Below are 13,787 nucleotides of genomic sequence, written 5' to 3'. Positions count from 1 at the left end.
ATTACTAGAAAATGCCTAATTTCAAACAAAAAAACCTATCTCCGATAAAAGTTCGAAAATAGGTCTTTGTCAATTAATAAGTCTTCAATTTTTTATTACAATATAACTGTTTTTGTAAAGACACCAAAGTTTAAAATATAAACTTACTCAAAAAAATTTTTGAGCAAGTTTTTTATAAATTTGAATGTAATCTAAATAATCCTGTTCTAATACATATTCATTAATTTGATGTGCACTTTCGTTACCTGGTCCTAAAATAACCACTGGCATTTTAAGATTATGACCTATAAATGAGGTTGCATCTGTTCCACCAGTAGCACCAATAACTAAACTATTTTCATTCCAAATATCCTTATAGACATCTTGAGCCATTTTTACTAAAGGTTCCGTTGGCTCAACGTAAACAGGTAAGTTATTTTCTGTAATTTTAAACCCATAACGAGGCTGCTCAAAATTTGCATTAAGTTGATCAATTATCCCTTGAATATCTGAAATAATTTTGTTATTTGAATATTCAGGAACCGTTCTAAACTTAACATGCATTGTGGCAAATCCTGGGACAGTATTAGGTTGGTCGCCCCCATTAATCATTGTATTAACAACAATTGTATGACCTAATAGATTATTTTCATATTCGTCTTTAATTAAAGTTTTTGCATACTCATTTTGTTGTTTCCAATATTCAATTAAGAAATCAATCGCATTGAGTCCAAGTTGTGGTGTTGAACTATGTGCTGAAACGCCTTCAAAAGTAATATCAATATCAATTGAGCCTTTATGTGCAGAATAAATAGCATGCCGACTGAATTCAGCTGGGCTTCCGTCAGGTAAAACAAGTAATTGATTTTTAATGAAGTAGTCTAATACAGGTTTAGAACTAGTATTAGAGGGTTCTCCGACAATAAGCGCTGATAAATCATCAGCATAACCCAATTCAGCAAGTTGTTTAGATCCTGCCATCCCTACTTCTTCACCGACAGTAACGATCAAACGAATATGTCCATCAAAATGAGGATCTTCATGCAGTTCAATCATAGCGATTACTTGACCAGCTAATCCAGCTTTCATATCAGTTGTGCCACGGCCGAACATTTTACCTTCTTTAATTGTTAATTCAAATGGATTAGTATCCCATGCCGCACTATCGCCAGCTGAGACAACATCTGCATGTCCTGTAAAACCAAGCAATTTACCATCTGCTCTTTTTGCACCAATTTCTACAATTAAATTGGCTCTGTTAGGCGCGCTTACTATTTTTTCACTCTTAATACCATGTTTTTCAAATAATTCTTTTAAGTAATCTGCGACTAATTCTTCATGGTCATTTTCAGTATTCAACGCAACTAAATCTTTTAACAAGCTTATTTCTTCTTCTTTTTTCAAATAAATCCCCCCACAATCATCGTTATTTTTTTACAAGCCTATTATAACATTTCTTTAGCTCTACAATGTCTGTTAGTGGTGCTAGAACTCTATCACTGACAGCCAAAAAAGGTTTTAGAACTTTCTACTTTTTATCACAGATAATTGTCCAAAAAATAATATTAACCGTTACTATCGTGTGAATGAGATAAATTCCGGCTAATAAGTGCTGGTTCGTTATTGCCGAACTTGAAAAGAATGTTACTAAGGATGTTTTAGCTACTATTGAAAAGCCTATAACAAGCAGCATATAGAATAATTGTTGCAGTAGATTCCCTATTCCAGACAATTGATATTTTAATACGAACGCCTGATTATTTTGAAATTGAATTTTTCTAAAGCTTTCATTCACTAATTGATTCTCTAACCCGATATAGTAAGCAATTAGTAAAATTCCTAAATAAAAACTTACTTGCGTAAACGTTAAACAGAGCGCAATAATCAAGACATACTTTCGGTAATCAGCCCATTTCCCAGTAGTCATCATCCCTAACTCAAAACCAATAATATAAATGATATAGATAGGAATAATAGCATTTAAATGGAAATAAGTCATCGAGAAAAATGGTGCATATAACAGGACATAATTCAGCATGACTCCTCTGTTAATCGCTAAATAATTCTCTCTAAATAATTTATTTTTCAATAAAATATAAATTATAGCGATTAAAAAAATCAAAATACTAGCAAAAATCAGCATTTCACCGCTTCTATTTATAAATTCCGCTCTAATGAATTTTGCGATAAAGAAAAATAAACTTGCGATAAAAACAAAGAAAAGATACCCTATTAGAATTTTTTTATTTGGTTTTTTAACATCAGGCGCAGCACTTATATTTTCTGATAAAAGTAACTTTAAATTCAAAGCTAAAAATAAATTTAAGATAGCTAAAACAAAGAAAAGAATTTGATAGTATCCATTAGTGTTGGCGTAATATAACAGTCCTCCAACAAATATGAAAAAAATAAGACTGCTGAGCCAGTCCATTTTTTTCAATTTAATCGAATCACGTTCCTTGATGGATAAGAAAAAGGGCCAAGACCAACTTGAACCAATTCCTAAAAATAGTCCACTTATACCAAGCATTGTCACGTTACTTGGATTTAGCCCTCCCAGAAAAAATCCAAAACAATTAAAAATTGTAGAAAAGAGGATCATTTGGTAATGACTCATTGAAAAGAAAGGCGTTAAAAACATTCCCACACCTCTAAACGTATACAGAATAGCTAATGGAATCAAAAATGCACTCGTTCTACTTTGGAAAGCATAAATACTATAAAAAATAAGATACGGTAACATCGTATCTATATTGGAAAAAAGATTTAACATTGGTAAAAATAATTTCTTGCGCAAAACATTCACCCCGTCAAATATATTTTATTGATTTTTTTTAATTACGGTAACTCGTTCTACTATTTATGATACGGACTACCCGCGTTAATCATGAACCCCCGATAGACTTGTTCAGTCAAAATCATACGCATCAATTGATGGGGCAATGTAAACTTACCAAATGATATCTGTGTATTGGCACGTTTTAACACGTCATCGCTTAATCCTAACGAGCCACCAATGACAAACGTAATATCTGAATGGCCATAAGTTCCAAGATCAGCAATCTCCTTAGCAAAATCTTCAGAGGTACGCTCCTTGCCCAAAATAGCCAACGCATAAACGTACTCTTTATCCTTAATCTTACCAAGAATACGGTCACCTTCTTTACCCTTAACCTCAATCATTTCTGCTGGACTTAATTTCTCAGGTGCTTTTTCATCACTAACTTCAACAATTTCAAATTTACAAAACTTACTTAGCCGTTTTGCATACTCTTCAATCCCTTGTTTGAGATATTTTTCTTTTAACTTACCGACACCAATAATCTTAATATTCATCATTTTCCACCTTTTTCACAAGTTATACACAAAGTTATGCACATATACACAATTTGAAACACTACATATTGCGGAGAATATATGTTCGTCACTACATTTATTTGTGACCCATTTGTCAACACTATTTTAGTTATGCACAGATTCAATGTCTTTAATATTTCTTAATTATACGCTTTATACACTGCTATATCAGCCTTTATTTAATAATAATATCAAAAAAAATAAAAGTTAAGCACAGCTTACGCAATTAAATGTGCATAACTGATTAATCAAACAAGTCCCTTACCAGTAACCTTTCACCTTGTTAAGCACACCCACCAAAATATCTATCCACTTAGTTATGCACACTGTTCATTTAAAATAAAAAAATATCCGTAAATATTGACTCATTTACGGATATTTCATCTTTAATTATTGTGCTGATGATGACTGACTTGTTGTGCTCGTACTTGTATTTGAATCTGTTGCTTCTAAAGTTAATTTTATGTTAGCTTTTTCTAATTTACCGTTATGGTAAAATTCAACAGCTACCGTATCACCAATTTTATGCTCGTATAAAACTTCTCGTAAACTTGAAATATCAGTTACTTTTTTACCGCCCAATTTTACGATAACATCATATTTACTAATGCCAGCATTCTTAGCAGGTGAGCCACTATTAATTTTAACAGCGACAATCCCTGAAGTAACGCTTGTTGGTAATTTCAAGACACTCTTTTGATCACTTGCTGAAACATACGTTAAATCAATTAATGAAATACCTAATGCGGGACGTTTAACTTTCCCATTAGCAACTAATTGATTAATAATAGACACAACTTCGTTACTTGGAATAGCAAATCCCATTCCTTCAACAGCAGTTGATGATTCACTAGAACTTGATGATTCTGTTGCTGTACTTGCCAATTTCATTGAATTAATTCCAATCACTTGACCAGACGTATTAATTAATGGACCACCTGAATTACCTGGGTTAATGGCCGCATCCGTTTGAATAACCGTTGCTTGACCCGTTTTAACACCAGAATCGTTTGTCACATCAATTGTCCGCTTTTTAGCTGAGATAATCCCTTGAGTCAACGACGTTGCGTAGTCAGATCCAAGTGGCGACCCAATAGCTAATGCCGTTTCACCAACCGTAATATTATCAGAATCACCAAATGTTGCAATTTGGGTCACATCTTTTGCTGAAATTTTCAAAACAGCTAAATCCGTAACCGCATCTTTACCGACAATCTTAGCACTTAATTTTTTACCATTACTCAATAAAACTTCAACTTTACTTGCGCCAGAGATAACGTGGTTATTCGTTACGATATAGGCATTGCCATCTGATTTTTTGTAAATGACACCAGAACCTTCACTCGATTCTGACTCTTTTGTTGACGCAGAAGAATCACCTGTTGCGCCATATAAATCAGTTAAACGACTACTTGAACTATTTGATTTCGTATATGAAATCACTGAAACAACAGAACTCTTAACTTTAGCAAAAGCCTTTGACGATTGATTACTTGATTTAACACTAACGTTTGTTACTTTTGTTGTGCCTGATTTATTTGAAGCTGTTGTAATTGCACCATTGTCGCTACTATTATTATTTTGATAAAATGCGTAACCACCAAATGCAATTCCACCACCAACTAATCCTGCAATTAGAGCTGTAACAACCGTTTTACCTAAACCAAATCCTGTTTTCTTTTCATTTGACATTTTTATATGCGCGACACATTTGTCGCTACCCCCTTTTAACGTAGTCTTTACTCTATTAAGAGTAACGGTTAATTGTGAACTATTTATGAACAAATTTCGAAAAAAAGATTATTCTTATAAAACAACTAATTTTGTGGCTTTTTCTGGATCTGTATCGAACACGTTAAAGTCGCCACCCACTGCCAAATCATGTTCTTTCATCGTTGATTCAACAGTTAAATGAGCCAACGCTTTCATATTGTTATCCTTACTAAGATGACCCAAGAAGATTTTTTTTGTCCGATTACCCATAACATTCATCAACGCATCGGCTCCATCTTCATTTGATAAATGACCTTTGTCACCCAAAATACGTTGCTTTAATGACCATGGATAGCCACCCATCCGTAACATTTCAATATCATGATTACATTCAAACAGATAAGCATCCGCATCAGAAATAATCCCTTGCACATTCTCTGAGACATAGCCTGTATCCGTTAAAATCACAAATGATTTATCATTATGGTGAAATTGATAAAATTGTGGCGCAGCAGCATCATGAGAAACGCCAAAACTTTCAACATCTAAATCATCAAAGGTCATCACTTTACCCATGTCAAAAATATGCTTTTTCTCAACAGGAATTTTCCCGACAGTATGTGCCATAGCATCCCATGTCAATTTATTCGCGTACACGTTCATATCATATTTACGAGCCAAAATACCAGCAGCCTTCGCATGATCAGTATGTTCATGTGTCACGAATAATGTATCGACATCGTTAATATCTCGACCAATATCAGTCATTAAATTCGCAATTTTTTTACCACTTAACCCAGCGTCTACAAGTACTTTATGCTTAGGCGTTTCAATATAAGTGACATTTCCCGCACTACCACTTGCGAGAACACTAATCTTCAGATCGTCTGTCTCTTCATTCATTAATCGTCTACGCCTCTATCCTTTACTATTGTTTAATTTAAAACATCACTACTATCTTTCATAATTGACCCTGAAAATGCATTAACTTGTTTATACTGTATCGAACCATTGCTTGAATTTTTAATGGCGACTATCCAAACGGGAATGTAGACACTATATTTTTTATCTAAACTAAGCAACTCTGCGTAACCTAGCTTAGACCATTTAACCTGGCTCTTACTTGCAAGTTGATTATATTGATACAATATCAGGATTGCTTGTCGTTGGCTAATAATTGACTCATTTTCACGTAATTTTTCAGTTTTTGCCATATACGTCTGCGAATATCCCGTAATTTTATTATTTTTAATTGTAAATTTAATTAATCCAACATCTGAAAAAACCATTTTATTATAGACAACTTGTGAATATACCAGATCTTTATCAGTTGAAAGGCTAGCATTATAACGATAGTCAGAGCCATGTAAAATTAATTTATGATTACTTAAAATCGCCTTATCAATTGTTTTACTTGGATTCATACCATCTAAGACACTGATTGGTGTCACAAAATTACCTGACAATGTATTATCTTTATACATTGTCGCTTGATCTTGCAACTGATTCCTATCCTTGTCTAACGAATCAGACGTTTTGTTAGACATATACACGCCCAACCCTTTTTTACCTGAGACATGCCCATATTTAATATTATCTTCTTGCATTTCTTTAAGTGTTGTATCTGTTTTTGTCGTCCCAACTGAAGAATTGCTGGAAATTTCAATTTGCTGATTTTGCCGTAACGAGGTGAATAAAAAGATATTCAAACCAAGAAAAACAATAATAAAAATAATCTCAATTCGTTTAAAATCCAATTAATCCACCTCCTTAATTTGTTTGTAATAGTTCAGCATAGCTTTTCCATTCATTTTTATAACAGATATACCAAGTTGGCGATAAACTAACCACCAAATCAGAATCAGAACTTGAGACCCAACGATAACCCATTTGAATATCTGAAATATTCGCGTCTTTATATCCTGCATTAATTAAATTATTCAGCACTTTTTCTGTACTTGGCAGCGTAACATCCGCTTTTCCAGATGGAACAGCAATTTGTAACGTTAATAATGAGAAATCTATTTTATGCCCACCATTAGCCATTTCCTCAACTTCAATTGCGCCATGTTTAGTCTGATTGAAGATTGGGAAACCTTCAATATAACTCCTAAATGTTGTCGTCATAGTATGACTATCAAAGTGATAAAAATGAATATTATCTAATCCGATACCCGTCGCTTTAATACTCGTATACCCTTTCTTTAAAGCTGTTTCACGATTTGTTTTTGGTTTAGTGTCTGAGCCTTTATCATCTTCAAATGACACTAAATTGGTCGCATTTTGAACCGTCAATTGTCGATTAGAACCATCATAATAAGTACTTGTCTTCTTACTTTCCTTAATGTTAACGGATGAACCATCCGTTTGTCCCAATAAATTAGCGACGTACTTGCTTGCCGTTTGTTTATCCACTAAGTAACGGAAACGCGCAATTTTAAAATCTTGGTTATAGTACATAAAGATATTATCATTATGTAGCTTAAAGGTAACTGGCAATTGCGATAATGTCTTGCCTTGTACGGCATTATCGATCATTTTGTCTCGACTGTATGACTTACTTAAAGAAATTTCATACACTTTTTTATCTTTATCACTCAATAAATAGATACTTTTTTTACTATTATGAGGAATAACGATTCTATTAATAGAGCGATTTTTATAATTCTTATTCTGTTGATTGAATACTTGATTAAACAAACCAATCGTAATTTCATCCGAATAGCTAAGTACCAATTGATTTTTAGTATTCAAAAAAGCCAAATACGCATTTTTATTTTTAACTGGCACTTCAGAAATAGACTTTTCCTGCCACTTGCGCATTTTCTTTTGAATATTTGCAATAATATTAACCTTTTCACTATATAACACATTTTGTCCTTGTTGATCATTATAGATAACAGATGTTGGTTCATATACTTCACTTAACTTCGTACTTTTCGTTAACTCTGTCTGAGGTGTTGAATTGGTGGAATTTGTTGATTCATTTTTCCCATTCCACGTCGAATTTGTCCAAATGACCCATGATAGACCAATACTTGTCATAACTAATAAAAATAAGATTGTTGGTAAAATAAATTTATTCAATTTCATCCCACAGGTCCTCCTCATATGATTCATAAGGCAATGAAATATAGAAAGTTGAACCTTTGCCCTCTGAGCTATCTAACCAAATCTTACCCTTATGCATTTCGACAACTTCTTTCGAAATGGCTAAACCAAGTCCAGTCCCACCTTGAGCTCTTGATCGTGCTTTATCAACACGGAAAAAGCGATCAAAAATATGGGCTAAATCCTTCTTAGGTACACCAAGACCTTCATCAGAGATACTCAAGATAACGTGCTTATGTGTCTCCAATAAACGACAAGTAATTTCGCCACCATCTGGTGAATATTTAATCGCATTATTCATAATATTATCAATCACTTGAACAATCTTATCCGTGTCTAACTCAACCCATAAATCACGTTTAGTAAAGTCACGCTTAATTGAATATCTTTTTTTGGACCCATCATCAGTACTAATCATCATATCGAATCTATCCAAAACATAACTGAATAATTCATTCAAATTAACCAATTCAAGTTCCAACTTAGATGTTCCCGAATCCATTCGTGATAAATTAAGTAAATCGTTAATCATACGCATCATACGTTCTGTTTCATCCTGTGTGACTTTTAAGAAGCCAGGTGCAACTTCTGGATCTTTCCATGCGCCATCATTTAACGCTTCAATATAACTCTTCATACTCGTTAGAGGCGTCCTTAACTCATGAGAGACATTAGAAACAAAGCTTTCACGTTCACGCTCAATTTTTTGTTGTTCTGTAACATCATGTAAGACACAGACGAGTCCACTAATAAAGCCAGACTCTCTCTGAATTAATGAGAAGTACGCATTTAATATTTGCGCATGTTCAACGTCAGATAAATCAATCATAATTTCATCTTGGTTTTCCAATAAATCACGTAACGTATACTGCTTACGTAAATCGAGGACGTCCAGAATAGATTGGCCAATTGATTTATCTTCATCTCTACTTAATAAATTAGTAGCAGCTTCATTCATAATGATGACATTTCCACGACGATCAGTCGCAATCACACCATCTGTCATGTGTGATAAAACGCTATCTAATCGACGTCGTTCAGCCTCAGATGATTCTTGTGCCTCTTCAACACGAACTGACAAGTTATTAACTGCGTCGGCTAATTGGCCCAATTCATCATTAGAATACACATGGACTTTACCCGAATAATCACCACGAGAAATCCGAATTGTTTGCTTCTTCATCTCTTCTATAGGTCGTGTTATTGCCCGGGAAATAACTATTGTTATTAAAAGAACCAATATTGCCGCAAAAACAGACGCCGATACAAAGATAACGGTGATATCATTGATATTTGAATATAAACTCTCAAGATTAGCTTTAACATATGTGACACCCACTGTAGTCGTTGTATTACCAACGGTACTAACTAACGGTACAATCGACACATAATAACGTTTATCGTTAGAGCCATCATAAATATTCTTTTCAAACGTCTTAGGCGTATATAACACTTGCTTAATGGTTGCATCCGTCGTTTTTTGACCAACAACAGCCTGATTATTAAAATCACTACTCCCACGAATTGTACCTTTACTATCAATTACTCGGATTTCTGTGATACTTGAATTACTGACATCTTCCAATATCTTTTTGATATCTTTACTACCGGTTGCAGTATTTGTTTTCGTTAAATCTTTCGTAATCGAATTTGTAATATATGTGGGCAATTGGACTTGTTGCTTAAATGCATTTAAATTCTGTTGCTCTAATTGCCTAACAAAATAAGCCCCGACAATTTCTAACGTTATTAAAAGCAATAACGCAAAAATGAGGGCTATTTTAAATTGAATAGATTTAAAAAAACGAATTTTTTGATTCATTTTCATCGTTATTCTCCCACTCTATTCTGAATCTGGATTTTTCATATAATAACCAACACCACGACGTGTTACTAACCATTCGGGATGACTTGGATTATCTTCAACTTTTTCTCTTAAACGACGCATCGTAACATCAACCGTTCTGACGTCACCAAAATAATCGTAACCCCAAACTGTTTGTAATAAATGTTCCCTTGTCATCACTTGACCCAAATGTTGTGCTAAGTAGTGAAGTAATTCAAACTCACGATGTGTTAATTCAATCTTTTCGTCATGTTTTGACACCATGTAAGCTTCTGGATGGATTGTTAATTGACCGACTTGTATTTCACTATTTTGAGGTTGTTCTTCAACTTGAACACTCTCAATTGTTTTTTGTCTTCTTAAATTAGCTTTAACTCTGGCTACCAATTCACGATTAGAGAATGGTTTAGTGACATAATCATCGGCACCTAATTCTAAGCCCAACACTTTATCAATTTCCCCATCTTTTGCTGTAACCATAATAATCGGCATATCATACGTTTTTCTCACTTGACGAGCAACTTCCAAACCATCTACTTTGGGTAACATTAAATCTAATAAAATCAAATCTGGTTCGACTTCTTTAACTTGTTCTAACGCTTCTTCACCGTCATAGGCAGTATAAACGTCGTATCCTTCTTTAGTTAAATTAAATTTAACGATATCAGAAATTGGTTTTTCATCGTCGACAACTAATATTTTCTTCATATAAGATCCTCCTTGTAGGAAGTTACAGAATTAAGTCTCTGTGCAACTTCTTAACCCTCATTATTATAGCCTATTCAACCAACATTGCCAAACATAGGAACAATTCATCAGAAACCTTTTTTGAAAAGTTATTGTCTTTTACTTGAACATATGATACCATATTTAACGTTGATGAATTATTATTAATGGTTTGGGTGGTTAGCTCAGTTGGTAGAGCAACGGACTCTTAATCCGTGGGTCTAGGGTTCGAGCCCCTAACCACCCATGGGTGCCAAACCCAACATATCGCAAGATGTGTTGAAGCATCTAGCTGCGGCTAGGTGCTTTTTTTATACCCTTTTTTATAAAAATGTTTCACGTGAAACAAAAAAACCATTCAATCAATATCTGAATGGTCACCATACTATAATAATTGTTTAGCAATTTAAATTTTATCTATCTAGCCAATTTTTTTAATCATTCGTGCTGGATTTCCCGCAATTAAAACATTATCTGGTACATCTTTTGTCACAACACTTCCAGCACCCACGACAACATTACTTCCAATTGTAACACCAGGTAAAATAATAACCGATCCACCAAACCAACAATCATCCCCAATTGTAATTGGACCATCATACTGCCAGCCTTCACGACGCAATTCTTTATTCATTGGATGGTGGTTAGGTGTATACAACTGACAATTAGGCCCAATGAAACAATGGTCTCCAATTGTAATTTGACCCGCACTTAAAATTTGTAAATTTGAATTAATAAAACTCCCTGTCCCTATTTTTAATTTTCCTGGCCATTCAATAGTTGATATTGGAAAATAAATTTCAGCAGATTCAGCCATTCCAGGTACAAATTCTTTAAGCATTTTTTCTGCTTCATCCGTATCGCGTGAAGCAACCTCATTTATTTTATAAATCATTTGTGCACTTGATTTAACAACTTTTTGAGCCATCTCTTCTTTAGCATACTGATACCAATCGCCATCCGCAATCTTATCAACAATACTTTTCTTACTTAATCTTTCAATCTCTTCTACATTTAAGTCTCTCATTAACTTACCCCTCCAGCATTTTATAAAGCGCTTTCCTAATTATATCACTCCTGCCTCTGATGTCCGATTATTTTTTGAATAAGTTACTAAGTAATTGATATAAAATAATTCCGACTAACGCGCTAATCATTAATAAAGTTAAATAGTACTTACGCCAGTTAGATTAAAATAATTTGCTATTAAATCATAATTTTTGCTGTTGTTCTTATTCCTATTTTCGCAGCAAAAAGAGACGCGATAATTCGTATATTAGCGATAATAACGCGACTTCAATGACATGTAGCGCCTCTGTATTGAATGATTTATAACCAACTAATATCATGACAATCATTGCTAATATAATTAACACATCGATTATTATAGGCAGATATGTTAAGTGATGATTTTTTAACCGCTGTCGATTACCAATAACTATCATGTATGCGATAATAAGTATTATTATTATAAAAGTCTCCACGTCTAATACCCCCTTTAAATTTATTTTTACATCAACAAACCAATAATACAACAAAGAAGGCGCAAAATAAATTTGCGCCTTCTTTGTTGTATTATTATTCATTTTTTGACTATTTGTTAAGACTTGCTTACAACATTTTTATGCCCAAACGTCGTCTAAAACATTCGTTTGATCACGATCTGGACCAACTGAGAATGTCGAAATTTTAACATCAACGATTTCTTCAATACGTTTCACATAATTTCTCGCATTTTCAGGTAATTCAGCAAGAGTTTTCATTTGTGTAATATCTTCAGTCCAACCAGGTAACGTTTCATAAACTGGCTTACATTGAGATAATTCTTTAAAACTAGCTGGATAACGATGAATAATTTCACCATTTAATTCATAGGCTGTACAAATTTTAAGTTCTTTTAATCCAGTTAAGACATCAATACTGTTTAAACAAAGATTAGTCAATCCTGAGACACGTTTAGAATGGTTCATGACAACACTATCAAACCAACCAATACGACGTGGACGTTTCGTTGTCACACCATATTCATGGCCAACTTCACGGATAAAATCACCTGTTTCATCAAGTAATTCAGTTGGAAAAGGACCATCACCGACACGTGATGTATAGGCTTTGCAGACACCCACAACTGTATTAATTTGAGCAGGTCCAACACCCGCACCAGTTGTTACACCACCAGCTATTGGATTAGAAGATGTTACGAATGGATATGTCCCGTGATCAATATCTAACATCACGCCTTGAGCACCTTCAAATAAGACTTTTTTACCATCATCAAGGGCATCATTAATAATTACTGACGTATCTCTTACATATTTTTTAAGACGTTGCCCATAAGCATAATATTCTTCAAAAATAGCATCAAATTCAAGTGGTTCGTGATCATATAATTTTGTGAATTCGCGATTTTTTTGTTCTAAGTTAGTTTTTAATTTTGCTGAGAAAATTTCTTTTTCCATTAAATCAGCAATTCTGATACCGATTCTGGCCGCTTTATCCATATAAGCTGGTCCGATACCTTTATTCGTTGTCCCAATTTTATCATCCTTCTTAGCAGCTTCTTGTAAGCCATCAAGGAGAATATGGTAAGGAAGAATGACATGTGCGCGATCAGAAATACGTAAATTATCTCCTTTAATACCGAGTGCTTGCAGATAATCGAGTTCTTCACACAAGGCCTTAGGATTTACAACAACCCCATTACCAATGACACTCAATTTATCTTCAAAAAAAATACCTGATGGAATCAAATGTAATTTATAAGTATTACCTTCAAATACAATTGTGTGTCCAGCGTTATCGCCACCTTGATACCGTGCAATAACATCGGCATTTTGACTTAAGAAATCTGTAATTTTACCTTTACCTTCATCGCCCCATTGGCTACCTACTACGACTACTGATGACATATTTTCATCCACCTCATAATTTATATTTGATATTTCATAAATACAATCCTAGAATATTGTAGCAATAAAGAGAACAAAACACAACTAAAATACGAACATTGTATTTTCAATAAAACATTTATCAGCTATATAACGAACGTTTCATC

Annotated in this window: 11 protein-coding genes and 1 tRNA gene; 1 reads left to right on the top strand and 11 read right to left on the bottom strand. The window is 33.8% G+C overall.

The genetic code is table 11. The annotated features are described in order from the left end of the window. Positions 1-147 precede the first annotated feature (147 nt). The 9 genes from ACVPPR_RS00120 to yycF form a co-directional block, all read right to left on the bottom strand. Positions 148-1,383, bottom strand: a complete 1,236-nt coding sequence (locus ACVPPR_RS00120; RefSeq protein ID WP_462304267.1) for a M20/M25/M40 family metallo-hydrolase — start codon at positions 1,381-1,383, stop codon at positions 148-150. A 124-nt stretch (positions 1,384-1,507) separates the two neighbouring features. Beyond that, positions 1,508-2,776: a hypothetical protein gene (locus ACVPPR_RS00115; RefSeq protein WP_462304266.1), complete on the bottom strand. Its 1,269-nt coding sequence runs from the start codon at positions 2,774-2,776 to the stop codon at positions 1,508-1,510. Positions 2,777-2,835: 59 nt separating this feature from the next. Then, the gene (gene rlmH, locus ACVPPR_RS00110) at positions 2,836-3,315 is read right to left on the bottom strand and encodes a 23S rRNA (pseudouridine(1915)-N(3))-methyltransferase RlmH (protein ID WP_462298483.1); all 480 of its coding nucleotides are present in this window, start codon (positions 3,313-3,315) and stop codon (positions 2,836-2,838) included. A 411-nt stretch (positions 3,316-3,726) separates the two neighbouring features. After that, on the bottom strand, positions 3,727-5,028 hold the full coding sequence (locus ACVPPR_RS00105) for a S1C family serine protease (protein WP_462304265.1): 1,302 nt from the start codon (positions 5,026-5,028) through the stop codon (positions 3,727-3,729). A 114-nt stretch (positions 5,029-5,142) separates the two neighbouring features. Next, positions 5,143-5,952: an MBL fold metallo-hydrolase gene (locus tag ACVPPR_RS00100; RefSeq protein ID WP_462304264.1), complete on the bottom strand. Its 810-nt coding sequence runs from the start codon at positions 5,950-5,952 to the stop codon at positions 5,143-5,145. A 32-nt stretch (positions 5,953-5,984) separates the two neighbouring features. Next, a complete protein-coding gene (locus tag ACVPPR_RS00095; protein WP_462304263.1) occupies positions 5,985-6,806 on the bottom strand; it encodes a two-component system regulatory protein YycI in 822 nt (273 codons plus the stop codon). Between the two features lie 13 nt (positions 6,807-6,819). After that, entirely contained in the window at positions 6,820-8,142 is a 1,323-nt protein-coding gene (locus tag ACVPPR_RS00090; protein WP_462298487.1) for a YycH family regulatory protein, read from the bottom strand. Then, positions 8,129-9,982 (bottom strand): cell wall metabolism sensor histidine kinase WalK, encoded by a 1,854-nt coding sequence (gene walK / locus ACVPPR_RS00085; RefSeq protein WP_462304824.1) that lies wholly within the window; start codon positions 9,980-9,982, stop codon positions 8,129-8,131. Before walK ends, ACVPPR_RS00090 begins: the two co-directional genes overlap by 14 nt. Before the next feature lie 21 nt (positions 9,983-10,003). Then, the gene (gene yycF / locus ACVPPR_RS00080; protein WP_462298488.1) at positions 10,004-10,714 is read right to left on the bottom strand and encodes a response regulator YycF; all 711 of its coding nucleotides are present in this window, start codon (positions 10,712-10,714) and stop codon (positions 10,004-10,006) included. 192 nt (positions 10,715-10,906) lie between these two features. On the opposite strand from yycF, the gene ACVPPR_RS00075 reads away from it, so the two are divergent. Then, a tRNA-Lys gene (locus ACVPPR_RS00075) sits at positions 10,907-10,979 on the top strand. A gap of 174 nt (positions 10,980-11,153) precedes the next feature. Here the strand turns inward: ACVPPR_RS00075 and ACVPPR_RS00070 are convergent. Both ACVPPR_RS00070 and ACVPPR_RS00065 read right to left on the bottom strand, forming a co-directional pair. After that, a complete protein-coding gene (locus ACVPPR_RS00070) occupies positions 11,154-11,759 on the bottom strand; it encodes a sugar O-acetyltransferase (protein ID WP_462304262.1) in 606 nt (201 codons plus the stop codon). Between the two features lie 595 nt (positions 11,760-12,354). After that, positions 12,355-13,641 carry an adenylosuccinate synthase gene (locus ACVPPR_RS00065; RefSeq protein WP_462298491.1) on the bottom strand — a complete coding sequence of 429 codons (1,287 nt, stop codon included), beginning with the start codon at positions 13,639-13,641 and terminating at the stop codon, positions 12,355-12,357. Between the last annotated feature and the right edge of the window lie 146 nt (positions 13,642-13,787).

It is taken from the genome of Dellaglioa sp. L3N, assembly GCF_054941095.1.
Note: the sequence above shows the minus strand (reverse complement) of the source record. Positions and strands in the feature narration are given on the sequence as shown.

Coding starts and splice junctions, on each gene's coding strand:
- rlmH (WP_462298483.1), bottom strand. CDS start 3,315: ATGAATATTAAGATTATTGGTGTCGGTAAGTTAAAAGAAAAATATCTC.
- ACVPPR_RS00105 (WP_462304265.1), bottom strand. CDS start 5,028: ATGTCAAATGAAAAGAAAACAGGATTTGGTTTAGGTAAAACGGTTGTT.
- ACVPPR_RS00100 (WP_462304264.1), bottom strand. CDS start 5,952: ATGAATGAAGAGACAGACGATCTGAAGATTAGTGTTCTCGCAAGTGGT.
- ACVPPR_RS00090 (WP_462298487.1), bottom strand. CDS start 8,142: ATGAAATTGAATAAATTTATTTTACCAACAATCTTATTTTTATTAGTT.
- walK (WP_462304824.1), bottom strand. CDS start 9,982: ATGAATCAAAAAATTCGTTTTTTTAAATCTATTCAATTTAAAATAGCC.
- yycF (WP_462298488.1), bottom strand. CDS start 10,714: ATGAAGAAAATATTAGTTGTCGACGATGAAAAACCAATTTCTGATATC.
- ACVPPR_RS00070 (WP_462304262.1), bottom strand. CDS start 11,759: ATGAGAGACTTAAATGTAGAAGAGATTGAAAGATTAAGTAAGAAAAGT.
- ACVPPR_RS00065 (WP_462298491.1), bottom strand. CDS start 13,641: ATGTCATCAGTAGTCGTAGTAGGTAGCCAATGGGGCGATGAAGGTAAA.